24 protein-coding genes are annotated in these 22,398 nt (G+C 72.9%); 14 read left to right on the top strand and 10 right to left on the bottom strand.

Features of this window, described 5'->3' with window-relative positions:
• Window positions 1-150: 150 nt before the first annotated feature.
• Window positions 151-492, bottom strand: a complete 342-nt coding sequence (locus tag ACWG52_RS21055; protein WP_389816085.1) for a DUF2530 domain-containing protein — start codon at window positions 490-492, stop codon at window positions 151-153.
• A gap of 128 nt (window positions 493-620) precedes the next feature.
• On the opposite strand from ACWG52_RS21055, the gene ACWG52_RS21050 reads away from it, so the two are divergent.
• The gene (locus ACWG52_RS21050; protein WP_389816083.1) at window positions 621-2,084 is read left to right on the top strand and encodes an NCS2 family permease; all 1,464 of its coding nucleotides are present in this window, start codon (window positions 621-623) and stop codon (window positions 2,082-2,084) included.
• 1 nt (window position 2,085) lies between these two features.
• Here ACWG52_RS21050 and ACWG52_RS21045 read toward each other — a convergent pair whose 3' ends face one another.
• Window positions 2,086-2,268, bottom strand: coding sequence for a hypothetical protein (locus tag ACWG52_RS21045; RefSeq protein ID WP_030010567.1), 183 nt, complete (start codon window positions 2,266-2,268; stop codon window positions 2,086-2,088).
• 130 nt (window positions 2,269-2,398) lie between these two features.
• Here ACWG52_RS21045 and ACWG52_RS21040 point away from each other — a divergent pair, with 130 nt between their 5' ends.
• From ACWG52_RS21040 to thpR, 3 genes are all read left to right on the top strand, one after another.
• Entirely contained in the window at window positions 2,399-2,836 is a 438-nt protein-coding gene (locus ACWG52_RS21040; protein ID WP_030010566.1) for a MarR family winged helix-turn-helix transcriptional regulator, read from the top strand.
• A gap of 26 nt (window positions 2,837-2,862) precedes the next feature.
• Window positions 2,863-4,221, top strand: coding sequence for an MFS transporter (locus tag ACWG52_RS21035; RefSeq protein ID WP_389816080.1), 1,359 nt, complete (start codon window positions 2,863-2,865; stop codon window positions 4,219-4,221).
• 222 nt (window positions 4,222-4,443) lie between these two features.
• Window positions 4,444-4,998, top strand: a complete 555-nt coding sequence (gene thpR / locus ACWG52_RS21030; RefSeq protein ID WP_389816078.1) for an RNA 2',3'-cyclic phosphodiesterase — start codon at window positions 4,444-4,446, stop codon at window positions 4,996-4,998.
• Window positions 4,999-5,173: 175 nt separating this feature from the next.
• Here the strand turns inward: thpR and ACWG52_RS21025 are convergent, their stop codons facing one another.
• Both ACWG52_RS21025 and ACWG52_RS21020 read right to left on the bottom strand, forming a co-directional pair.
• On the bottom strand, window positions 5,174-6,163 hold the full coding sequence (locus ACWG52_RS21025; protein ID WP_389816076.1) for an aldo/keto reductase: 990 nt from the start codon (window positions 6,161-6,163) through the stop codon (window positions 5,174-5,176).
• Window positions 6,164-6,222: 59 nt separating this feature from the next.
• Complete coding sequence (locus ACWG52_RS21020; RefSeq protein WP_389816074.1) at window positions 6,223-6,915, bottom strand: GDSL-type esterase/lipase family protein; 693 nt, start codon at window positions 6,913-6,915, stop codon at window positions 6,223-6,225.
• Window positions 6,916-6,991: 76 nt separating this feature from the next.
• On the opposite strand from ACWG52_RS21020, the gene ACWG52_RS21015 reads away from it, so the two are divergent.
• Complete coding sequence (locus ACWG52_RS21015) at window positions 6,992-8,005, top strand: WD40 repeat domain-containing protein (protein WP_453125578.1); 1,014 nt, start codon at window positions 6,992-6,994, stop codon at window positions 8,003-8,005.
• Between the two features lie 302 nt (window positions 8,006-8,307).
• Here ACWG52_RS21015 and ACWG52_RS21010 read toward each other — a convergent pair whose 3' ends face one another.
• The 3 genes from ACWG52_RS21010 to ACWG52_RS21000 all read right to left on the bottom strand — a co-directional run bounded on the left by ACWG52_RS21010 (window position 8,308) and on the right by ACWG52_RS21000 (window position 11,098).
• Window positions 8,308-9,771: a flotillin family protein gene (locus tag ACWG52_RS21010; protein ID WP_389816070.1), complete on the bottom strand. Its 1,464-nt coding sequence runs from the start codon at window positions 9,769-9,771 to the stop codon at window positions 8,308-8,310.
• A gap of 127 nt (window positions 9,772-9,898) precedes the next feature.
• Window positions 9,899-10,135, bottom strand: a complete 237-nt coding sequence (locus ACWG52_RS21005; protein WP_389816068.1) for a hypothetical protein — start codon at window positions 10,133-10,135, stop codon at window positions 9,899-9,901.
• A 39-nt stretch (window positions 10,136-10,174) separates the two neighbouring features.
• A complete protein-coding gene (locus tag ACWG52_RS21000) occupies window positions 10,175-11,098 on the bottom strand; it encodes a DUF3027 domain-containing protein (RefSeq protein WP_389816065.1) in 924 nt (307 codons plus the stop codon).
• A gap of 328 nt (window positions 11,099-11,426) precedes the next feature.
• Here ACWG52_RS21000 and ACWG52_RS20995 point away from each other — a divergent pair, with 328 nt between their 5' ends.
• The 4 genes from ACWG52_RS20995 to ACWG52_RS20980 all read left to right on the top strand — a co-directional run bounded on the left by ACWG52_RS20995 (window position 11,427) and on the right by ACWG52_RS20980 (window position 14,954).
• Window positions 11,427-12,785 carry an MFS transporter gene (locus ACWG52_RS20995; RefSeq protein WP_389816062.1) on the top strand — a complete coding sequence of 453 codons (1,359 nt, stop codon included), beginning with the start codon at window positions 11,427-11,429 and terminating at the stop codon, window positions 12,783-12,785.
• An 88-nt stretch (window positions 12,786-12,873) separates the two neighbouring features.
• Window positions 12,874-13,365 carry a DUF2771 domain-containing protein gene (locus tag ACWG52_RS20990; protein WP_389816059.1) on the top strand — a complete coding sequence of 164 codons (492 nt, stop codon included), beginning with the start codon at window positions 12,874-12,876 and terminating at the stop codon, window positions 13,363-13,365.
• A 13-nt stretch (window positions 13,366-13,378) separates the two neighbouring features.
• Entirely contained in the window at window positions 13,379-14,110 is a 732-nt protein-coding gene (locus tag ACWG52_RS20985) for a futalosine hydrolase (protein ID WP_389816056.1), read from the top strand.
• Window positions 14,091-14,954: a 1,4-dihydroxy-6-naphthoate synthase gene (locus ACWG52_RS20980; RefSeq protein ID WP_033223678.1), complete on the top strand. Its 864-nt coding sequence runs from the start codon at window positions 14,091-14,093 to the stop codon at window positions 14,952-14,954. Before ACWG52_RS20985 ends, ACWG52_RS20980 begins: the two co-directional genes overlap by 20 nt.
• A gap of 74 nt (window positions 14,955-15,028) precedes the next feature.
• Here the strand turns inward: ACWG52_RS20980 and ACWG52_RS20975 are convergent, their stop codons facing one another.
• Window positions 15,029-15,412, bottom strand: a complete 384-nt coding sequence (locus ACWG52_RS20975) for a cold-shock protein (RefSeq protein WP_030012939.1) — start codon at window positions 15,410-15,412, stop codon at window positions 15,029-15,031.
• A gap of 177 nt (window positions 15,413-15,589) precedes the next feature.
• Here ACWG52_RS20975 and ACWG52_RS20970 point away from each other — a divergent pair, with 177 nt between their 5' ends.
• The gene (locus ACWG52_RS20970; RefSeq protein ID WP_030012938.1) at window positions 15,590-15,841 is read left to right on the top strand and encodes a hypothetical protein; all 252 of its coding nucleotides are present in this window, start codon (window positions 15,590-15,592) and stop codon (window positions 15,839-15,841) included.
• Window positions 15,842-15,868: 27 nt separating this feature from the next.
• Here the strand turns inward: ACWG52_RS20970 and ACWG52_RS20965 are convergent, their stop codons facing one another.
• Window positions 15,869-16,486: an HAD family hydrolase gene (locus ACWG52_RS20965; RefSeq protein ID WP_389816051.1), complete on the bottom strand. Its 618-nt coding sequence runs from the start codon at window positions 16,484-16,486 to the stop codon at window positions 15,869-15,871.
• Window positions 16,487-16,686: 200 nt separating this feature from the next.
• On the opposite strand from ACWG52_RS20965, the gene ACWG52_RS20960 reads away from it, so the two are divergent.
• Both ACWG52_RS20960 and ACWG52_RS20955 read left to right on the top strand, forming a co-directional pair.
• Window positions 16,687-17,187 (top strand): SigE family RNA polymerase sigma factor, encoded by a 501-nt coding sequence (locus tag ACWG52_RS20960; protein WP_389816048.1) that lies wholly within the window; start codon window positions 16,687-16,689, stop codon window positions 17,185-17,187.
• Between the two features lie 9 nt (window positions 17,188-17,196).
• Window positions 17,197-18,036 (top strand): hypothetical protein, encoded by an 840-nt coding sequence (locus ACWG52_RS20955; RefSeq protein ID WP_389816045.1) that lies wholly within the window; start codon window positions 17,197-17,199, stop codon window positions 18,034-18,036.
• 38 nt (window positions 18,037-18,074) lie between these two features.
• Here the strand turns inward: ACWG52_RS20955 and ACWG52_RS20950 are convergent, their stop codons facing one another.
• The gene (locus tag ACWG52_RS20950) at window positions 18,075-19,112 is read right to left on the bottom strand and encodes a hypothetical protein (protein ID WP_389816042.1); all 1,038 of its coding nucleotides are present in this window, start codon (window positions 19,110-19,112) and stop codon (window positions 18,075-18,077) included.
• 86 nt (window positions 19,113-19,198) lie between these two features.
• Here ACWG52_RS20950 and ACWG52_RS20945 point away from each other — a divergent pair, with 86 nt between their 5' ends.
• Entirely contained in the window at window positions 19,199-21,685 is a 2,487-nt protein-coding gene (locus ACWG52_RS20945; RefSeq protein WP_390140884.1) for a helicase-associated domain-containing protein, read from the top strand.
• A gap of 118 nt (window positions 21,686-21,803) precedes the next feature.
• Window positions 21,804-22,397, top strand: coding sequence for a DUF4291 domain-containing protein (locus tag ACWG52_RS20940; RefSeq protein WP_389816036.1), 594 nt, complete (start codon window positions 21,804-21,806; stop codon window positions 22,395-22,397).
• The last annotated feature ends 1 nt before the right edge of the window (window position 22,398 follow it).

Here is a 22,398-nt window from a genome sequence, read left to right as displayed (position 1 = left end):
GGGGCGGGGACACTCCGGGACGTCCCCGCAGGTCGAGCGAACCCACCGCCGAACCACGGGCCGACCCGGCCAAGGGTTCGCGAGCCGAGGAGACGTCCCGGAGGGGCACCGCCCCACCCCGAAGCCCGCGGACCCGCGCCCGCGCCGCCGCTAGGCCTGCGGTCCCGAGCCCGGCTGCCCGGTCTGCCCGTCCCGTTCGGCCCGCGCAGCGACCTCGGCCCGCGCAGCGACCTCGGCCTGCGCAGCAGCCTCAGCGTGACGCTTGAGGGCCGCGTCGCGACCGCGGACGTACCAGATGCCGATCAGGCCGAGGAAGCCGCCGGCCGCGCAGGTCCAGACCCACCACAGTTGGCCCCGGTCGGCGAACCACCCGTAGAAGGGCAGCTGGACCAGGAAGAGGGCGAACCACAGGATCGTGCCACCTGTGACGGTGGCGACGACCGGGCCCTCCAGGGGCTCGGGCGCCTCGTGCTTCGCAGTCCATTTCGCCATGCGGCAAGTCTAGGCGTCGCGAAACGCCATCTACGCGCGGAGATGGACGCCCTTTCGTTCATGTGTTCATACTGAAACGGTTTGGGCGCGGCCCATTTTCTTCGTATGAACCACCCAATGAGGACCGTATGAGTACCCCGGCCCCCGCCCCCGAAGCCACCTCCCCGGAGCCTTCCGCCCAGGAACCCTCCGGCTCGCTGGACCGCTACTTCAAGATCTCCGAGCGCGGTTCGACCGTCGCCCGCGAGGTCCGCGGCGGCCTCGCGACCTTCTTCGCCATGGCGTACATCATCGTGCTGAACCCGATCATCCTGGGCAGCGCGAAGGACATGTACGGGCATCAGCTCGACTCCGGCCAGCTGGTGACGGCCACCGTCCTGACGGCCGCCTTCACCACGCTCCTCATGGGTGTGATCGGCAACGTCCCGATCGCCCTCGCCGCCGGCCTGGGCGTGAACACGGTGGTCGCGCTCCAGCTCGCCCCGCGCATGAGCTGGCCCGACGCCATGGGCATGGTGGTCCTGGCCGGTTTCGTGGTGATGCTGCTCGTCGCCACCGGCCTGCGCGAACGGGTGATGAGCGCCGTCCCGCTGGGCCTGCGCAAGGGCATCGCCATCGGCATCGGCCTGTTCATCATGCTGATCGGCCTGGTCGACGCGGGCTTCGTCTCCCGGATCCCGGACGCCGCGCACACCACGGTCCCGCTCCAGCTCGGCGGCACCGGTCACCTGGACGGCTGGCCGGTCCTGATCTTCGCGATCGGCGTGCTGTTCACGTTCGCCCTGCTGATCCGCAAGGTCCCGGGCGCGATCCTGATCTCCATCGTGGCGATGACCCTGGTCGCCGTCGTGGTCCAGCTGATCGCGAAGGTGCCCGACTCGGGCTGGGGCCTCACCGTTCCCCAGTGGCCCGGCAACCCGGTGGCCGCGCCCGATTTCGGGCTCGTGGGTCAGGTCAGCCTGTTCGGCGGCTTCGAGAAGGTCGGGATGCTCACCGGCGTCCTCTTCGTGTTCACCGTGCTGCTGTCCTGCTTCTTCGACGCCATGGGCACGATCCTCGGCGTCGGCGACGAGGCGAAGCTGATCGACAAGAAGACCGGCGAGTTCCCCGGGATCAACCGGGTCCTGCTGGTCGACGGTCTCGCGGTCGCCTCGGGCGGCGCCACCTCCTCCTCCGCGACCACCTGCTTCGTGGAGTCCACGGCCGGTGTCGGCGAGGGTGCCCGTACGGGCCTGGCGAACATCGTGACGGGCGGCCTCTTCGCCGTGGCGCTGTTCCTCACCCCGCTCGCCACCATGGTCCCGTCCCAGGCGGCCACACCCGCCCTCGTGGCGGTCGGCTTCATGATCCTGGCGGGCTCGGTCAAGGACATCGACTGGAGCGACTACACCATCGCCGTCCCGGCCTTCCTGGCCATGGTGATGATGCCCTTCACCTACTCGATCACCAATGGCATCGGCATCGGCTTCATCAGCTTCTGCGCGCTGCGCCTGGCGACCGGCCGGGGACGTGGGGTCCCGGTGGCCATGTACGTGGTGTCGGCGGTGTTCGTCTTCTACTACGCGATGCCCGCCCTCGGCCTCGCGCAGTAGCTCACGTCAGCCCGTAGAACTTCTCTGTCTCGTCGACGGCCGCCTTGAAGCGCTCGTCGAAGTCATCGCGAATGAGCGTCCGGACCACATAGTCCTGGACGCTCATTCCGCGTTTGGCGGCATGGATCCGGAGCCTGTCGAGCAGCTCCCCGTCTATGCGCATGCTCAGCACATGTGTCCCCATGGCGAAAGGGTCGGGGCACAGGGTGCGCGCGCGTGTCACTTTCAGCCGCCGACTCACCCGTACGAGTGACCCCAGGTGTGAGCCGGAAAAGTGGTGTTCCTTAGCGAGAGTAATGAGTTACTCTAAATACATGCATGACCTTTCCCATGGCGACGACGCAGCCGCCGTGAACGACCTCCGCTCCGCCGTCATGCGGCTGGGGCGGCGCCTGAAGCACCAGCGCGTCGACGAGTCGCTGAGCCCGACCGAGATGTCGGTCCTCGGCACCCTCGCCCGCTGCGGCCAGGCCACACCCGGCGAGCTCGCGCGGCGGGAGCACGTCCAGCCGCCGTCGATGACGCGCATCGTCGCGTTGCTGGAAGCCAAGGGACTGGTCACGCTGGAACCGCACCCCGACGACCGCCGCCAGAAGGTGGTCCGCCAGACGGAGGAGGCCGAAGCGATGCTCGAAGAGAGCCGCCGCAAGCGCAACGCCTTCCTGGCCGGGCTCGCGGCCGAGCTGACCGAGGACGAATGGGCCAAGCTCCGCGCGGCCGCCCCCGTCCTGGAGAAGCTCGCGCACCTGTAAGGAACGACGCCAGGAGGCGAACGCTTTTGAGTACGGGAACCGGAGCAGATTCCGCACCCGGCCACATATCCACCCCCGCTACCGCCGCGCCCGTCGCGGCACCCGCGAGCAAGGGCTCCATGTTCAGCTCGCTGAAGATCCGTAACTACCGGCTCTTCGCCACCGGCCAGGTGGTGTCCAACACGGGCACCTGGATGCAGCGCATCGCCCAGGACTGGCTGGTCCTCTCGCTCACCGGCTCCGCCTCCGCCGTCGGCATCACCATCGCCCTGCAGTTCCTGCCGATGCTGATGTTCGGCCTCTACGGCGGCGTACTCGCCGACCGGCTGCCCAAGCGGCCCCTGCTCCTCGCCACCCAGAGCGCGATGGGCCTGACCGGCATCGCCCTCGCCGTCCTCACCCTGGCCGGACACGTCCAGGTGTGGCACGTCTACGTCGCCGCCTTCGCCATCGGCCTGGTCACCGTCGTCGACAACCCGGCCCGCCAGACCTTCGTCTCCGAGATGGTCGGCAAGGACCAGGTGGCAAACGCCGTCAGCCTGAACTCGGCCAACTTCCAGTCCGCGCGACTGGTCGGCCCGGCGATCGCCGGCGTACTGATCACCGCCGTCGGCTCCGGCTGGGCCTTCCTGCTGAACGGACTGTCCTTCGCCGCACCCCTCGCCGGCCTGCTGCTGATGCGGACGCACGAACTGCACCCGGTCGAGCCGCGACCCCGCGCCAAGGGACAGCTGCGCGAAGGCCTGCGCTACGTCGCCGGCCGCCCCGAGCTGATCTGGCCGATCGCACTCGTCGGCTTCATCGGCACCTTCGGCTTCAACTTCCCGATCTGGCTCTCGGCGTACGTCAGCGACGTCTTCCACGGGGACGCGGGCACCTACGGGCTCTTCAACACCCTGATCGCGGCCGGCTCCCTGGCCGGCGCCCTGCTCGCGGCCCGACGCGGACAGTCCCGCCTGCGGGTCCTGGTGGCCGCGGCCGTACTGTTCTCGGCCCTGCTCCTGGTGACCGCCTCCGCACCCGGCTTCTGGCTCTTCGCCGCCCTGCTGGTCCCCATCGGGATCTTCGGCCTGACGGTCAACGTCACGGCCAACTCCAGCGTGCAGATGGCCACCGACCCCGAGATGCGCGGCCGGGTCATGGCCCTGTTCATGATGGTGTTCACCGGCGGCACCCCGCTGGGCGCCCCGCTGCTGGGCTGGATCACGGACACCTACGGCGCCCGGATCGGCATGGCCGCGGGCGGCGCGATCTCCCTGGCCGCCTCCCTCGCGATCGCGCTGGTCCTGGCCCGCGTCGGGAACCTCCGGCTGCGCGTGAACCGGCGCGGTGTGACCTTCGTCCCGGCCGTCCCGCCCCGCCGCGAGCTGGTGACGGTGGCCTGAGCCGGGGCCGGCCTGCCGGGGGCTCCGCCCCCAGACCCCGCCGGGCTCCGCCCGGACCCGCGCCTCGATCGCCGGCGGGGCTGGAACTGCGCTCCGCGCCATCCAGCCCGGCGGGCACATGCACGCTGACGCCGGCCACATCCGGCCTCGCCGGCGATCGAGGCGCGGGGGTTCGGGGCAGGGCCCCCGACAACGGCGCCGCGCACGACTACGCTCGCCGGCATGAGACTGTTCGCAGCCGTCCTCCCGCCGGACGCGGCCGTCGCCGAGCTGGCCCGGGCCGTCGACCCCCTGCACGACGACCACCTGACGTGGACCGCGCGAGCGGGCTGGCACTTCACCCTGGCCTTCATGGGCGAGGTACGGGACGAGGTGCTCCCGGAACTGCACACCCGCCTGGAGCGGGCCGCCCACCGCACGGACCCCTTCACCCTGCGGCTGCACGGCTCCGGCCACTTCGGGGAGCGCGCCCTGTGGGCCGGCGCCGCCGGGGAGCTCGCCGCCCTACGGATGCTCGCCGAACGGACCGACGCCGCCGCCCGGCGGGCCGGCGTACCGATGGAGCAGCACCGCCGCTACAACCCGCACCTCACCCTGGCCCGCAGCCGCAATGCCACCACCCCGCTGCGCCCCTACCTGGACGCCCTCGCGGGCTTCGAGGGCACGCCCTGGCAGGTCGACACGCTCAGCCTGGTCCGCAGCAACCTCCCCGTCAGTGGGGTGCCGGGCGAGCAGCCCCGCTACGAGACCGTCGGCGCCTGGCCGCTCGGCGGCTGAAACCCGCACGCCCCCCGGCCTGAGCCGGGGGGCGTGCGGGAGAGCCGGCGGCCCGCGTTACGCTCGACGGGTGGATCCCAAGACCAGAAACCGCGTGATGGCCGGTGTGCTCGTGCTGATGTTCTTCGTCGTGGCCGTGGCGGCTGCCGTCGGCCAGTAGCCCCTGAGCGGGCTCCTACCAGGCGAAAGCCTCCGGCGACGCCCCCGGACCCGGGAAGATCTCGTCCAGGCCCGCCAGGACCTCCTGCGAGAGCTCCAGCTCCGCCGCGCGCAGCGCCGAGTCCAGCTGCTCCTGCGTACGCGGCCCGACGATCGGCCCGGTGACCCCGGGACGCGTCAGCAGCCAGGCCAGCCCGACCTCGCCCGGCTCCAGGCCGTGCTTGTCCAGCAGGTCCTCGTACGCCTGCACCTGCGCCCGCACGGCGGTGTTCGCCAGCGCGTCCGCCGACCGACCGGAGGCGCGCCGGCCGCCCTCGACCTCCTTCTTGATGACCCCGCCCAGCAGGCCCCCGTGCAGCGGGGACCACGGGATGACACCGAGGCCGTACTCCTGGGCCGCCGGGACGACCTCCATCTCCGCGCGCCGCTCGGCGAGGTTGTAGATGCACTGCTCGCTGACCAGGCCGAGCCGGCCGTGGCGGGCCGCGATCTCGTTGGCCTGGGCGATCTTCCAGCCGGGGAAGTTCGAGGAGCCGGCGTAGAGGATCTTGCCCTGCTGGATCAGGACCTCGACGGCCTGCCAGATCTCCTCGAAGGGGGTCAGCCGGTCCACGTGGTGGAACTGGTAGACGTCGATGTAGTCGGTCCGGAGCCGCTTGAGGCTGGCGTCGACGGCCCGCCGGATGTTCAGCGCCGACAGACGGTCGTAGTTGGGCCAGGTGTCGGCCTCGCGGTACATGGAGCCGTACACCTTGGTGGCGAGGACCGTCTTCTCGCGGCGGTCGCCGCCCTGGGCGAACCAGGTGCCGATGATCTCCTCGGTACGGCCCTTGTTCTCGCCCCACCCATACACATTTGCAGTGTCGAAGAAATTGATGCCCGCGTCGAGGGCGGAGTCCATGATCGAGTGACTTTCGGGCTCCCCGGTCTGGGGGCCGAAGTTCATCGTGCCGAGAACGAGTCGGCTGACCTTGAGTCCGGAGCGTCCGAGCTGCGTGTACTTCATGGGGCACTAGCCAACTGCTTGGAGTGCGCTCGAAGCAAGACCCCGCCGTGAAGGGCGTGTTACAGCCCCTGCGCGGGCCGGTAGGGGCCGCCGATCCCCCACGCCTGGTGGAGGACGGCCGCGAACTCACCCGCCAGCCGGTGCTCGCCCGAGGCGTTCGGGTGAGTGCCGTCGTAGGTGTCGCGGTGGATGTCGTACGCGTCCGGGCGCGCGGCCAGCAGGATCGGCGAGGCGTCGGTCGTCAGGTCCGCGACCGCCTTCGCGAGGAGCTCGTTGAAGCGGGCCACCTCGGCCGCGAAGGGGGCGTCCTCCTCGGCCCGGCTGTTGGGGATGACCGGCAGCAGGACCATGCGGACGGCGGGCCGGGCGGCGCGGGCCTCGGCGACGAACCGGCGGGCGTTGGCGGCGGTCTGCTCGGCGTCGGTGTAGAAGCCGAGGTCGATCAGCCCGAGGGACACCAGGAGCACGTCGGCGCGGGTGTCGGCGACGGCGGGGCCTATGAGGGGGGCCATGTGCTGCCAGCCCTCGCCCCAGCCGGCCAGGTGACGGCGGGCGCGCTCCGGGAAGGCCGGGTCGGCGTACGCGTGACTGGTGGGCGCGTCGGCGACGGTGTCGTACAGCTCGCACCGCGGACCGACGATCCGGTGGGGACCGTCGAAGGTCGAGCTGAGGTGCTGCCACATCCGGTAGCGCCAGGTGTAGTCGCCGGCGCGTCCGATGGTCATGGAGTCGCCGACGAACATGAAACGCATCCGGTCATCATCGCGGATCGCGCGACAGAAACCCCTGTGACGCCGGACACGCGGCACGTACTGGCAGGCTGGGGACATGCGCCTGCCCTTGCCGTCCGCCGCCGCGTCCGCCGCCGTCACCACCGCCACCGCCGTCGCCGCCGCCCTCGCCGTGCCGGCGGGCCCCGCCCTCGCGGCGGAGACCCCCGCCACGTCCTCCTTCACCATCTCCGACCCGCGGATCAAGGAGTCCAGCGGCCTGGCCGCCAGCAGGATCCACCCGGGCGTGTACTGGACGCACAACGACAGCGACGACGGCCCGTACATCTACGCGGTGGACTCGGCCACGGGCCGCACGGTGGCCCGTGTGACGCTGAAGGGCATCGGGAAGCCGCGCGACGTCGAGGCGATCTCACTGGGCCCGGACGGGCAGCTCTACGTGGGGGACATCGGCGACAACCGGGGCGGCACCTGGGACCACGTGTGGATCTACCGCTTCCCGGAGCCCAAGCAACTGGGTGATGTCACCGTCGAGGCCACGCAGTTCACGGTGAAGTACGCGGACGGCGCGCGCAACGCGGAGTCCCTGATGGTCCATCCGGTGACGGGCCGGGTGTACATCGCGAGCAAGGACGAGAACAGGGGCGGCCTGTACGAGGGCCCGGCGGAGCTGTCCACGGGCGGCACGAACGTGTTCCGGCGGGTCGCCGACGTGCCGTGGGTGACGGACGGGGCGTTCTCCCCCGACGGCACCCGGCTGACGCTACGGGGCTACTTCACGGCCCGCACCTACCCGTGGAAGGACGGCCTGCCGGTGGGTGAGGGCGAGCGGGTGGACGCGCCGTGGCAGGGGCAGGCGGAGTCGGTGACGTACACGCCGGACGGCGCCACGCTGATGTTCGGCGCGGAGGGCGAGGGCAGTCGGGTCATCGCGATCCCGGTCGCCGCCGCCACCGGTCCGTCGGCCTCACCGCAGCCGGGCTCGCCGCCGGGCGCGTCCTCGATGACGGAACCGACGGTCGGCTTCGGCAAGGGAGCCCTTGTCCTGGCGGGCGGCCTGATCCTGGTCCTGGGCGCCAAACGCCTCCTCCGCCGCCGCGGCGGCAACTGACCCGACCGCCCGACACGCACCCGACCTCGCCGTCACATATCCGGCTCCGCCGTCCCCATCCGGCCTCGCCGCCCCATCCGGCCTCGCCGCACCAACCAGCCTCGCCGGCGTTTGAGGCGCGGGGGTCCGGGGGCGGCGCCCCGGCGACGGCGCCGCGCCGGAACACGACGGTTCGGCGCCCGCGCCGTTGCCGGGGCTCCGCCCCGGACCCCGCTCCTCAAACGCCGGAGGGGCTGAATTGGCGCCCCCGGCGCTGAAACAGCGGCCGGGGGCGCCAAAACCCGAGATGTTGCCCGAGGGGGTTACTCCTCGTGGATCGGGATGCGGCCGTTCACCGACGGGGTCGCCGGGGACGGGGTTCCCGGGGCGGGGGTCTGGCCCATCGAGGCCAGGAGTTGGCGGGCCACGCCCAGACCCGTGCCGCCCATCGTCAGCGCCTTGGCGAACATCTCCGACATGCCCTCGGCCCCGTTCAGCAGGACCATGTGCTCCACGTTGCCGAAGGCCCCCGCGCCCGCCTCCACGATCGCCGGCCAGTTCTCGGCCAGCTGCTGCGCGACGACCGCCTCCTGGTTCTCCGCCAGCGCGGCGGCCCGCGCCTTGATCGCTTCCGCCTCGGCCAGACCGCGGGCCTTCGCCGACTCCGCCTCCGCGAGACCCCGCGCCTGCGTGGCCGCGGCCTCGGCCTCGCCCGTCGCCCGCGTGGCCTTCGCCGACGCGATACCTCGCGCCTCCACGGCCTGCGCGTCGGCGGTCGCCGCCGTCGTCACCCGCGTCGCCTCGGCGGCCGCCGCGAGCTCGGTCTCCCGGGCCTTGGCCTGTGCCGCCGAGATCCGGGCGTCGCGCTCGGCCTCGGCCCGGGTGCGGGTCTCGTACGCCGCCGCGTCCGCGGGCTTGCGTACGTCCGCCTGCAGCTGCTGCTCGCGCCGGTGCGCCTCCAGCTCCGCGACCCGGGTCTCCTGGACGACGACTTCCTGGCGGGCGGCCGCCTCCGACAGCGGGCCCGCCTGCCGGGCCGTCGCCGCCGCCTTGTCCCGTTCGGCCTGGTAGCCGGCCTGCAGGATCTCGCTGTCGCGCGTCGCCTCGGCCATCCGGGCGAAGGCGGCCTGCTCAGCCTCCGTGGCCAGCCGGTTCGCCTCGGCCTGCGCGATCCGCGCGTCCCGCTGCACGGCCGCCGCGTGCGGCATCGCCAGGTTCTTGATGTAGCCGGTCGGGTCCTCGATCTCGTGGATCTGCAGCGAGTCGACGATCAGGCCGAGCTTCTCCATCTCGGTACCGCAGGCCATCCGGGTCTGACCCGTCAGCTTCTCCCGGTCGCGGATCATGTCCTCGACCGTCAACCCACCCACGATGGACCTCAGATGGCCCGCGAAGACGATGTGCACGCGCTCGGGCATCATCTTCTGCTGGTCCAGGAAGCGGCGCGCCGCGTTGGCGATCGACACGAGGTCGTCGCCGACCTTGAAGATGACGACGCCCTTCACCCGCAGCGGGATGCCCTGGTGGGTGACGCAGTCCACGGACAGCTGGGTCTCGTTGAGGTCCAGGGACAGTTTCCGTACCGCCTGCACGCCCGGGAGGACGAGCGTGCCCCGCCCGGTGACGATCCGGAAGCCCATGCCCTGCCCGAGGCCCTCGGTCTTGTGCGTGGAGCCGGAGATGACGAGTGCCTCGTTCGGTTCGGCCACCCGCCACATGAGCTTGAACAGGCCGATCAGAGCCACGATTGCGGCGAGAACGATTCCCGCCACGACGCCGATAGCCATCGGCAACGCCCCCTTAGCGCGGTGCCGTTCGGCACCGACGAGGCCGAGTCTGCGCCTGTCACGGCCCGGCCGGAAGACGCGGGCCGCGTCTTGTCGCCATCCTGATACGTACAGGTGGGACGGGGCGTCAGTTGTCGTAGGCGGCCATCACGTACACCGTGCGCGGCGGCAGGTACTCGACCACCGTCACCACCGTCCCGACGGGGAGCCGGCCGGTCCCGTGGACCGGGTGGGCGAGGAAGTGCTCCGCCCCGCCCCGGATCCGGACGATGACCTCGCCCACCAGGCCGGGGCCGACCGTGCCGGTCACCCGGCCGGTCATCCCCACCATGTCCATGTCCGTGTCCGCGCCCTTGTCCCCCATGGGGCGAGGGTACGCCGAGCGGGCCGGGGCGTGTCCGATCTAGGAGTGGCCGAGGTCCGCGGCCGGCAGGTCGGATTCCGAGGCCGGGACCGATCCGCTGTCGGGGGTCGGTCGCAGGGTGAACTCGTCCGAGGCCATCGAGTCGAGCACCGGCGGGGCCGGTCGCAGCGGCGCCGGCATGACCGCGGCCTCCGAGTGGCCGCCGCAGCCGTAGGACAGCGACACCAGACGGCCGTCGGCCGGGCTGAACTCGTTCGCGCAGACGCCGAAGGCCTGGCCCAACGAGCCGCCGATGGCCACCAGGAAGCCGCAGGAGACGCAGGAGGCGGGCGCGGCCTGCGCCATCGGGGTCTTGGCGCCGAAGGACTCGTCCCAGCGGTCGGCGGCGGTGTGCAGCCCGTAGCGGGACAGCACGCGCGCCCGGCGCATGCCCAGTTCCTCGGCGACCGAGGTGATGGAGCCGCGTACGGGGACCACCGCGCGGTCGGTGACGTCGGCGTCCTCGGCCTCGACCAGTTCGGCCATCTCGGTGGAGACCACCGAGTTCGGCGGCGGGGTGTCCTCGCCCGACCAGCCCGGCTCCAGGCGCAGGTCCTCGGCGTCGGTGGGCAGCAGGTCGCCGGGGCCCATGTCGCCGGGGCGCAGTCGTTCGCTCCACGGCACCCACTCGGGGGCGAGCAGCGCGTCGTCGCCGGGGAGCAGCACCGTTTCGTCGAGGGTGACGTTCTTGGCGCGGGAGGCGCGGGTCACGGTGACGGCCCAGCGCCAGCCGCGGTAGCCCGGTTCCTTGGACTCGAAGAAGTGGGTGACGACGCGGTCGCCCTCCGCCACGGCGGAGACGTGCGCGCCGACCACTCCGGGGAAGGCGGCCTCCTCGGCCGCCGCGCGGGCGAGTTCTACCGCCTCGACGCACAGGCGGTCGGGGGTACGCGGGGTACGGCTTCGCGTCGTCGCAGCACTCACTGGTCTCGTTCTCTCCTACGCCGTCTCACGTGTGCGCCGTCCGTACTGTCGTCCACAACGACCCGTCGGTGCTGTCCGTACGTGGCACGGGCGGAGCGGACCAGAGGGCCGCGTCGACGTCCGCACCCGATCGGACTCCGGGCGCACCTCACTGCGACCCATTCTGCGGGATCACGAAGAGGCGCGCGGCCAGGAGCAACCGCCGGTGGCGCGCTACGCACGCTACCTCCTCTTAAGCCTCGGGCACACATGCAAGGTCCGATTCGCGGACAAGCCACCGGGTGCGCGACGCGCCGGGAGGCGCCCCGGGAGGGCCGGGTGGGGCACTATGTCGAGTGTGGCACCCGTACGGTCGTCCGACGACGGCTCGGGACCGGCCAGGCGGGCCGGCCGGGCTGTCGGGCGTGCGCTGCACCTTCCGGCGCGCGGGATCCGGCGGGCCACGCACGCGCACGGGGCCGGTGAATCGGGCCTCGGCAAGCTGATCGAGTTGCACGCCATCAACGGGGCCGGCGACATGCTGATCACGGTGGCGTTGGCCTCGACGGTGTTCTTCTCCGTTCCCACGGACGAGGCACGGGGCCGGGTGGCCCTGTACCTCGGCATCACGATGGCTCCGTTCACGGTGCTGGCGCCGGTGATCGGACCGCTCCTGGACCGGTTGCCGCACGGTCGCCGGGCTTCGATGGCGGCGGCGATGCTGGCGCGCGCGCTGCTGGCGTTGCTGATGTCGGGGGCGGTGGCCACGGGGGGCATCCAGCTGTATCCGGCGGCGCTCGGCGTACTGGTGGCGTCGAAGTCGTACGGGGTGGTGCGCAGTGCGGTGGTGCCTCGGCTGCTGCCGCCGAAATTCTCACTCGTCAAGGCGAACTCGCGGGTCACGTTGGCCGGTCTGCTGGCCACGGGCGTGGCGGCGCCGGTGGGGGCCGCGCTGAATCTGATCGGGCCGCAGTGGCCGCTGTACGGGGCCTGTCTGGTCTTCGTGTGGGGCACGGTCGCGGCGTTCACGCTGCCGCACAAGGTGGACGAGGCCAAGGGGGAGCGTCGGGCGCGGCTGTCGACGCACGAGGCGCATTCGAAGCGGCCGGGTCTGCGGACGGTCAGCAGGTCGGTGTTGTGCGGGTTGCTGGCGAACGCCTCGATGCGTGCGCTGTCCGGGTTCCTGATCTTCTTCCTGGCGTTCCTGTTGCGCGAGCATCCGCTGGCGGGGCAGAGCGCGGCGGTGTCGCTGGGCATCGTGGGTGTCTCGGCGGGTGTGGGCAACGCCTGCGGCACGGCGGCGGGGGCGTGGCTGCGGGCGCGGGCTCCGGAGGCGATCATCGCGGCGGTGCTGTGTCTGACGCTGGCGGTGGCGGTGCTCGCGGCGGTGTTCTTCAGCGGGTTGTTCATGGCCGTGCTGGGTGCGACGGCGGGCTTCTGCCAGGCGCTGGCGAAGTTGTCGCTGGACGCGATGATCCAGCGGGACGTGCCGGAGTCGGTGCGGACCTCTGCGTTCGCCCGTTCGGAGACGCTGCTCCAGGTGGCGTGGGTGTTGGGTGGTGCGATCGGCATCGTGCTGCCGCTGAACGGAGTACTGGGAATGTCGGTCGCCGCGGCGATCGTCGCCCTGGGCACGACGATGGCGTTGCGTGGCGTCCTCTCGGCCCCCCGGCACCACGCGGGCACGTCCCGCCCTCGGGTCGCATGACCGCCTTCGGCGGCAAACGGACGCCGCGCCGCAGGCCACCGGTACCCCATGCAGCGGCGCAGCCCAGGGGCCCGATAGCCTTCGGCTCATGACCGCACCGCTTTTCTCGGGTAGGGCCCGCCGCAGCGTCGCGGCCCTCGGAGCCGTGTCCGCCGGCCTCCTCCTCCTCTCCGCCTGCGGCGAGAAGCCGACGCCGCTGGCGACCGTGACGGTCGGCACCTCGTCGGTGTCCGCCGAAGCCTCCTGCCACAACGACGGCAAGGAGCTCTCCATGGACCAGGTCCAGGAGTGCCTCACCAACCTCAAGAACCCCAAGACCGTCGAGTACGCGCGGGGCGACACCCTGCGTCTCGGGGTCGAGCCGGAGATCGTCGAGGACGGCAAGCGCTGGTCGGCGGTCCTGGACGGGCAGCCGATCACCGAGCCCTCCTCGAACACCTACCGCAGCTTCCCGGGTGCCGACGTCTTCGCGACCGGTGGCCAGGGCGAGGCCCCTTCCTCGAAGAAGCTGGCGTTCCTGCAGCTCGCCGAGGACGGCAAGCCGCTCGCCGTCTGGTCCTTCGACCTCAAGCTCAAGTAACCGGGCGGCAGCGGTGCGCGCGCTCGTCGTGACCGCGGTGGCGGCGGAGGCAGACTCCGTCACCACCGGGCTGACCCCTCATCCGGACGCGTTCGGTCCTGAGCCACGCACCTTGCCCGGCAGTTACCTCATCAACCGCCGGGACCTTCCGGGCATCGCCTTCGACGTGCTCGTCGGGGGCGTCGGTCCGGCGGCGGCCGCCGCCGGGACCGCCACGGCCCTGGCCCTGGCCGACTACTCGCTCGTCGTCTCCGCCGGCATCGGCGGCGGGTTCGCGCCCGCCGCCCCGCTCGGTTCCCTCGTGGTCGCGGACGCGATCGTCGCCGCCGACCTGGGGGCCGAGACCCCCGACGGGTTCCTCGACGTCACGGAACTCGGCTTCGGGCACAGCGTGCATCTGCCGCCCGCCGAGCTCGCGGCCCGCGCCGCCGAGGCGACCGGGGCGCTGCTCGCGCCCGTGCTGACCGTTTCCACCGTGACCGGGACCGCCGCCCGGGCCGCCGCGCTGGCCGCCCGGCATCCGATGGCCGGGGCCGAGGCCATGGAGGGCTTCGGGGTCGCGGAGGCGGCCGCCGCGCACGGGCTGCCCGTCCTGGAGATCCGTGCCGTGTCCAATGCCGTGGGCCCTCGCGACCGTGCCGCCTGGCGGATCGGGGAGGCGCTCACCGCGCTCGCCGACGGCTTCCGTGTGCTGGGGCCCGTACTCGCGAACTGGGGAGAACGCCATGAGCACGACCACCGGTGAAGCGCTGAAGATCGCCTATTCGCCGTGCCCGAACGACACGTTCGTCTTCGACGCGTGGGCGCACGGCCGGGTGCCGGGCGCGCCCGCCCTCGACGTCACCTTCGCGGACATCGACATCACCAACGGCATGGCCGAGCGCGGTGAGCTGGACGTGTTGAAGGTGTCGTACGCGGTGCTGCCGTGGGTGCTGGAGGAGTACGCGCTGCTGCCGTGCGGCGGGGCGCTGGGGCGCGGCTGCGGCCCGCTGGTGCTGACCCGCGAGCCGGGGCTCGACCTGGCCGGGCGGACGGTGGCCGTGCCGAGCGAACGTTCCACCGCCTACCTGCTGTTCCGGCTCTGGGCGGCGGACGTGCTGCCGGAGGGGGTCGGCAAGGTCGTCGTCCTGCCGTTCCACGAGATCATGCCGGCGGTCCGCGACGGCCGGGTGGACGCCGGGCTGGTGATCCACGAGGCCCGGTTCACCTATCAGGACTACGGGCTGCACTGCCTGGCCGACATGGGTGAGCACTGGGAGTCGACGACCGGTCTGCCGATCCCGCTCGGCGCGATCATCGCCAAGCGCTCGCTGGGCGCGGAGCGGCTGCGCGCGCTGGCCGAGTCGGCCCGTACGTCGGTCCGGATGGCCTGGGACGACCCGGAGGCCTCCCGCCCGTACGTCCGCGCGCACGCCCAGGAGCTGGATCCGGCGGTCGCCGACCAGCACATCGGTCTCTACGTCAACGAGTTCACCGCCGGCCTCGGTGACTCCGGCTACGCGGCGGTGCGCGGGCTGCTCACCCGGGCGGCGGCCGAAGGGCTGGTACCGGCCATCGCGCCCGGCTCGTTGGACTTCCCGCAGGGCTGATCGCCCCGTACGTACGTCCGCGCCCCGCCGCTCTTTCGAGTGGCGGGGCGCGGTCGTAGGCGTACCGGTGGGACTCAGACGTCGAGCTGGTCGGCCACCGCGCGGAGCAGTCCGGCGATCTTCGTGCCGTGCACCTTGTCGGGGTAGCGGCCGCGCTCCAGCATCGGGGTGATGTTCTCCAGCAGGGTCGTGAGGTCCTGCACGATCGAGGCGAGCTCGTCGGGCTTGCGCCGCTGCGCCGCCGCGACGGAGGGTGCCGGGTCGAGTACCGTCACAGAAAGTGCCTGGTCACCGCGCTGGCCCGCGACGACACCGAACTCGACGCGCTGGCCGGGCTTGAGAGCGTCCACCCCGGCGGGGAGCACCGACGAGTGGACGAAGACGTCGCCGCCGTCGTCACGGGAGAGAAAGCCGAAGCCCTTCTCACTGTTGAACCACTTGACCTTGCCGGTAGGCACGTCCGTCCTCTGTCCTTGTGCTCGTCGGGGTCCGAAGGGCCGTGAACGGCTCCGGACAACAGCGCAGCGGGCCATGAGTGACCCGCCACCTCAAGGCTAATGGTCGGGGGCCGGGTGACAAGACGTTCCCCGGTCCTTCACGGTCGGCTGCTTCGGCCAGGGAACTACCCTGGTGAGGTGACTGTTACTCCTCATTCAGACGAAGCGCGGCCCGGCGACGGACTCGTCAAGGCCGGCGGCATCGTGTTCATCGCCGGTGCCGTGGCCACGCTGGCGACGATGGCTCCGCTCTTCCTCGACATGGACCCGTTCCCGTCGTACGCGTGGGCGGTGTGCATGCTCATGGGCGTGGGCTTCGCCATCTCCGCGGCGGGCGTGCTCCGCTCGGCCGCGGCGCAGCGCCGGGCGGCCCGGGCCTCGCAGGCGTAGGGGCCGCCCCTGGCGGTCGGGAAGCTCTCAGACGGGCTGCGCGGCCACGTACCGGGCGAGCCACTGGGGCAGTGCGGTGAGGTCGGGCAGGACCACGTCCGCGCCCGCCTCGCGCAGTTCCTCCTCGGGGCACGGCCCGGTGGGCACCACCACGGACAGCGCGCCGGCCGTGCGGGCGCCGCGTACGTCGCCGACGTGGTCGCCGACGTAGACCTGTGCCCCGTACTCCCGCAGCGCACCGGCCTTGGCCTCCGCCCAGAGCCAGCCGACGACCGCGTCGGCCTCGATGCCGAGGTGCGACAGGTGCAGGCGGGCGTTGGGCTCGTGCTTGGCCGTGACCACGATCGCGCGGCCGCCCAGTGCCTGGACGGCCTCGATCGCCTCGCGGGCGCCGGGCATCGCCGGGGTCGGCCCGATGGCGTACGTGGGGTAGATCTCCCGGTAGCGGTCGGCCATGGCCGGGATCTCGGCCTCCGGGAACCAGTGCGCGAGCTCCTCCTCCAGCGGCGGGCCCAGCCGGGTGACCGCCTCGTCGGCGTCGATGAAGGTTCCCGTCTCGGCGGAGAGGGCCTGGTAGGCGGCCTTGATTCCCGGACGCGAGTCGATGAGGGTCATGTCGAGGTCGAAGCCGACGGTGAGGTTCATACCTTCCATTGTGCCGAGGCGGCCGCACCGCAGACCGACCACAGGTCTCCCCCCAGGAGAACGTCCGGTGCTCGGCGGGTGCTCGACGAGTGCTCGGTGGGTTCTCGGCTCCTTCGAAATTCTTCACATCGGTGTTCAACCTTTTCCCGGCGGCGGTGCTCAGGACAGGGGTGAGAGACACGATGTGAAGGGGAGGGCGGATGCCACCAGGCACCGAGCACGATTTCGAGGCCTTTGCCCGGGCCGGTCAACGCAAGCTGTACCGGACCGCGTACCTGCTGTGCGGGAACGCCGACGGCGCCCGCGATCTGACCCAGACGACGCTCGCGAAGCTGTTCCAGCACTGGCGACGGGTGTCCACCACCGAGTATCCCGACGCGTACGCCAGAACCGTGCTGACCCGCACCTTCCTCGCCGAGCGGCGACGGCGCCTGCGGGACCTGTTGGCCCACCGGCGCGCCGAGCCACCGGCCCTGCCCGAGCACGCCGACCTGCGGGTCACCCTGCTCGCCGCGCTGGCCGAACTCCCGCCGCGGGCCCGGGCCATGGTCGTCCTTCGCTACTGGGAGGACCTGAGCGTCGAGACCGTCGCCGACCTGCTGCGCTGCAGCGAGAGCACGGTCAAGAGCCAGTGCTCACGCGCCCTGCCGAAGCTGCGCGCGCGGCTCGGCGAGGCCCACATCTACGCGACCGAGAGCTGAGGAGACGCCATGGGTATCTACGAGGACCACACCGACGACCGGACCACGGCCGTGCTCGTCCGGGACGCGATGGACCGTGTCACCGCGGAACTGCCCGTCACCGCGGACCTGGTGGGCCCGGCCCGCGCGCAGGGCCTGCGCCGCAGGGCGCGCGTCCGGGCGGCGATCGGCGGCACGGTCCTGGCCGTGGCCGGCCTCGGCCTGGCCGGCGCCTTCGTCCTGCCGGGCGACGGCGACGAGGGGCCGACCGGCAGCACCGGGGTGATCGACGTGGCCGCGCCGCCGACGAGCTCCGGACCTCCGCCGCCGATCCACCTCGAACCCAGCCCGGGCGAATCCTCGATGGCCGACCTGCCGCCCGCCGAACGGGCCCGCCTGGAGAACTTCCAGAACCGGGCCGTCGGTGTGCTCCAGCAGCAGCTGCCGCCGTCGGTCGGCACCGTGCAGCGGATCGACCTGAGCGTGCGGCAGTACCAGGGCAGCAAGGACGGCAAGACCTTCCGCATCATCTTCTCGGTGCGGCCGTCCGAACCGGGCATGGCGCCCCAGACCTGCCGCGAGATCAAGGGCACCGTCTGCTCGAAGGCCACCCTGCCCGGCGGCATCCGGGCCGACGCGGCCGTCTCGCCGATCAACAACGGCAACGTCACCGAGTCCTGGGTCTGGTTCCGCTACGGAGCCAGCGACGTCTCGCTGAGGGTCGGCCCGCACGACGAGTCGAACACCTCGGCGCCCGTCACCGCCCAACAGCTCCTCGAAGTCGCCAGGTCCTCCGCCTTCCTCGACCTGGTCGCGGCGGCCGACAGCGACCCGGTGGAGGAGCTGCAGCGCACGGTCATCGGCGGCTGACGGGACCGACCCGGCGTCCGGTCCGCCGCCGCGCCCCGCTACCGCCGCCGCGCCCGCCACACCAGGTAGGCCGCGGACGCCAGCGCGGCGCCCCGCAGCACCCACGGCCACATCCCGTGCAGCGCCCCGCTCAGCTGGTCGTCGGCCAGGGTCTCGCCCCACTTGCCGTTCATCCGGCCCCACACCCACAGCACCGCCCCGGCGAGCACGGCGCCGGGCGGGCCGAAGACCGCCCATTTGCGTTCGGCGGGCCCCAGCACGCGCGAGGCGTACGGGAGGAGCCAGCCCACCACGAGGAGCAGCCAGTAGCCGGTGACCACGCCGACGACGAGCACGGCCGCGGCCAGCAGCAGGAAGGCGTTCGGCCGCGGCCGGCCCGCCCCGGCCACGGCGGCCTCCGCCCCGGGAGCGGCGGCCGCCGCCTCCTTCTTCGCGCGCCGCCGCTCGCGCAGGAACCGTACGAGGCTCCGCGCGCCCTTCTCGTCCGGCGCGGGCGCGGCCGACCCGCCCTTGCCGGCCTCCGCCGGCTCCTCCTCGGGGCCTTCCTTGAACAGGTCCGGGATCTCGATGCCGCCCGCGAAGCCCTCGACCTGCGGGCCGCCGTGCGCCCCCGGGCTCATCCGCCACCAGTCGGGCTCGGCCCCGCCGGAGGGGCCGAGCTCGTCCATCCCGGCCAGGTGCGGCGGCACGTTCTCCCGTTCCGCCGCGGGCGCCGGGGGCGCGTTCCGGCCGCGCAGGCGGCCCGGGCCCCGCTGGACGGGGACCGACAGGCCGGGATCGACGGGGGCCGCGGGGGCGGGGGCCGCGCCCTGTCGGGAGCCGGCGGAACCGGGAGCACCCGCGGTGCCGAGGGAGCCGAGGGTGTCCAGGACCTCTTCGGGCGTGCCGATCCGCTCCAGGATGCGGCGTACCGCGGCCGGGGTGTCCGGGTCGTACTTGGCGCGCCGACGGTCGATCTCGTCCCGCAGCCCCGACACCAGCCTCATCCGGTCGCCGGAGGACAGCTGCCGCTGCTGCGCCAAGTCCCCGACGCGGCTCAGATATTCGTAGACCAGATGGTCGCTTTCGATCCCCACACCCAGGCTCCTCCCTTACCCCCTGTCCCGAAGGTAGCGCGTGCGCCCGTGGAGCTGCCGCGGGCGCAGCGGATACCGTTGACCGGATGGGGACCGGCCGACTGACCGGCCGACGCGACCAGGAGGCGACTGTGCCCGAGGCAAGCACTGCGGCGGGATCCGCCGGCGGGAGCCCGACGGGAAGCTCCCCGCGCTCACTCGCCGAGGCGCTGCGCGCCCGTGACGACGCGGCGCTCGCGGCCCTGTTGCGCGCCCGCCCGGACCTGCTCGGCCCGGTGCCCGGCGATGTGACGCAGTTGGCCACCCGGGCGGGGACCCGGGCCTCGGTGGTGCGCGCCCTGGACCGGCTGGACCGGTTCGCCCTGCAGACCGCCGAGGCGCTCGCGGTGGGCCCGGACCCGTGCCCGTACGCGGTGCTGGAGGGGCTGCTGACGGGCGGCGAGGACGAACGGGCCCGCGCCGCGCTCCCCGACGCCGTGGCCACCCTGCGCGACCAGGCCCTGGTGTGGGGCGACGAGGACCGGCTGCGGCTGGTCCGCACGGCGCGCGAGCTGCTCGCCCCCTCGGCCTCCCGCCCTTCCCCCACCGGGCTGGGTCCGACCGTCGCGGAAGCCACCGCCGGGATGTCGCCGACCCGGGTGCAGGAGATCGTGGCGGCCGTCGGGCTGCCCGCCACCCACGACCCGGTGTCCGCGGTGACGGCGCTGACCGGGCTGTTCACCGACCCGGAGCGGATGTCGGCGCTGCTGGACGAGGCTCCGGCGGAGGCCCACCAGGTGCTGGGCCGGCTCGTGTGGGGGCCGCCGTACGGGGAGGTCACCCCGAATCCGACGCCGCCGGTGCGCTGGCTGCGCGACCGGGGGCTGCTGCTGCCCGCGACGGCCCGGACCGTGGTGCTGCCCCGCGAGGTGGCGCTGCACCTGCGGGGCGGGCTCGCGCACCGGGACACCGCCCCGGTGGCGCCGTCGGTGCCCGCGGCCCGCGAGCACCGTCCACAGCTTGTGGACGCGAACGCGGCCGGGCAGGCGTTGGCCGCGCTGGCCACCGTCGAGGAGCTGGTGAAGTCCTGGGAGCACGCCGGTCCGCCGGTGCTGCGGGCGGGCGGGCTCTCCGTACGGGACCTGAAGCGGACCGCGGCCCTGCTGGACACGACCGAGTCGCAGGCGGCCTTCTGGGTCGAACTGGCCTACGCGGCCGGTCTGCTGGCCAGTGACGGGGAGGCGGACGAGCGGTACGCGCCCACCCCGGCCTTCGACGACTGGATCGAACTGCCGCCCGCCGAGCGCTGGTCGCACCTCGCGGCGGCCTGGCTGCCGGCCACCCGCACCGCGCCGCTGGTCGGCGAGCAGGACCCCAAGGGGCGCACGCTGTCCGCGCTCGGCCCCGAACTCGACCGCTCCGCCGCCCCCGAGGTGCGCCGGCGGGTGCTGGAACTCCTCGGTGAGCTGCCCGAGGGCGGTGCGCCCGATCCGCAGACGCTGTTGGCGCGGCTCGCCTGGGAGCGTCCCGTACGGGGGGCGAGCGATCTGCGGGCCCGGCTCGCGCGGTGGACGCTGGCCGAGACCGAGGTCCTCGGCGTGACCGGCCGGGGCGCCCTGTCCGGGCCCGGCCGGGCCCTGTTGGAGCACCGTGACCCGGCGCCGTCGCTGGCGCCGCTGCTGCCGGAGCCGGTGGACCACGTGCTGCTGCAGGCCGACCTGACGGCGGTGGCCCCGGGCCCGCTGCGCCGCCCGCTGGGCGACACCCTGGCCGTGCTCGCGGACGTGGAGTCGAAGGGTGGGGCGACGGTGTACCGGTTCACGCCCGGATCGGTGCGCCGGGCCCTGGACGCCGGCCACGCCGCCGCCGACCTGCACGCCTTCCTCAAGGAGCACAGCCGCACCCCGGTGCCGCAGCCGCTGGCGTACCTGATCGACGACGTGGCCCGCCGGCACGGGCACCTGCGGGTCGGCGCGGCCTCCTCGTACGTGCGCTGCGACGACGACGCGATGCTGGGCGAGATCCTGGCCGACAAGCGCTCGGCCGGGCTGGGGCTGCGCCGGCTCGCGCCGACGGTGCTGGCGGCGCAGGCGGATCCGACCGTGCTGCTGGAGGGTCTGCGGGCGATGGGGTACGCGCCGGCCGCCGAGTCCCGTACCGGCGACGTGCTGGTGGCGCGGGCCGACGCCCACCGCACACCGGCCCGCTCGGCGCCGGTACCGGTGCCGGAGGGGCCGCCGGTGCCGGACGCGACGCTGCTGGCGGCTGCCGTACGGGCGATCCGCGCGGGCGACGTGGCGGCGACGGCGGTGCGCAAGGAGCCCGTGGCGGCCTCGGCGTCCGCCGTGCCGGGCGAACTGCCGCGCACGAGCGCGGCGGAGACCCTGGCGACGGTACAGGCGGCCGCGCTGACCGGGTCGGCGGTGTGGATCGGCTACGTGAACGCGGAGGGCGCGGCGAGCCAACGGGTCATCGCGCCGGTCCGGGTGGAGGGCGGCTTCGTCACCGGGTACGACCACACCGCGGACGAGGTACGGACGTACGCGCTGCACCGGATCACCGGTGTCGCGGAACTGGCGGACGACCAGGTGTAGGGGCGGGGGTCCGGGTCCGGTGGGGCGGATCCGCCTCCGCGTCCGAACGCGCGGCCGGCTGCGTCGCCCGCGCCGAAAACCGATGGCCGGCGGGATGACGAGCCATCATCCTGGGGCCATGTCCCACGAGGTACCGACCCGCGCCGTCCGCGCGGCGCACACCGACACCACGATCACGGTCTACCAGGCCTACTCCCCCGCGCTCGGGCTGCCGGCCGCCCGCGACGGCCGCTTCCCGCCCGCGTGGAAGCGCGAGCGGATGACGTGGATCAAGCCGTCGTTCCTGTGGATGATGTACCGCTGCGGCTGGGGGACCAAGGACGGCCAGGAGACGGTGCTGGCGGTCGAGATCACCCGCGAGGGCTTCGACCGGGCGCTGCGCGAGGCCTGCCTGTCCCACTACGTGCCGGACGTGCACGCGGACCGGGCGGCCTGGCAGGAGGCGCTGCGCTCGGCGCCGACGCGGGTGCAGTGGGACCCGGAGCGGGACCTGCGGCTGAATCCGCTGCCGTACCGCTCGCTCCAGCTGGGTCTGTCCGGTCCGGCCTCGCGGGCGTACGCCGACGAGTGGACGGTCTCGATCCGGGATGTGACCGGGACGGCCCGGGAGATCCGCCGGCTGCTCGGGACCGGGGACGAGGCGGGCGCGCGGGCCCTGCTGCCCACGGAGACCCCGTACCCGGCCGGGCCCTTGCCGCACCTGGGGGCCTAGG

The organism is Streptomyces sp. CLCI03 (assembly GCF_053615355.1).
This window is presented reverse-complemented; position numbering and strand designations above follow the sequence as displayed.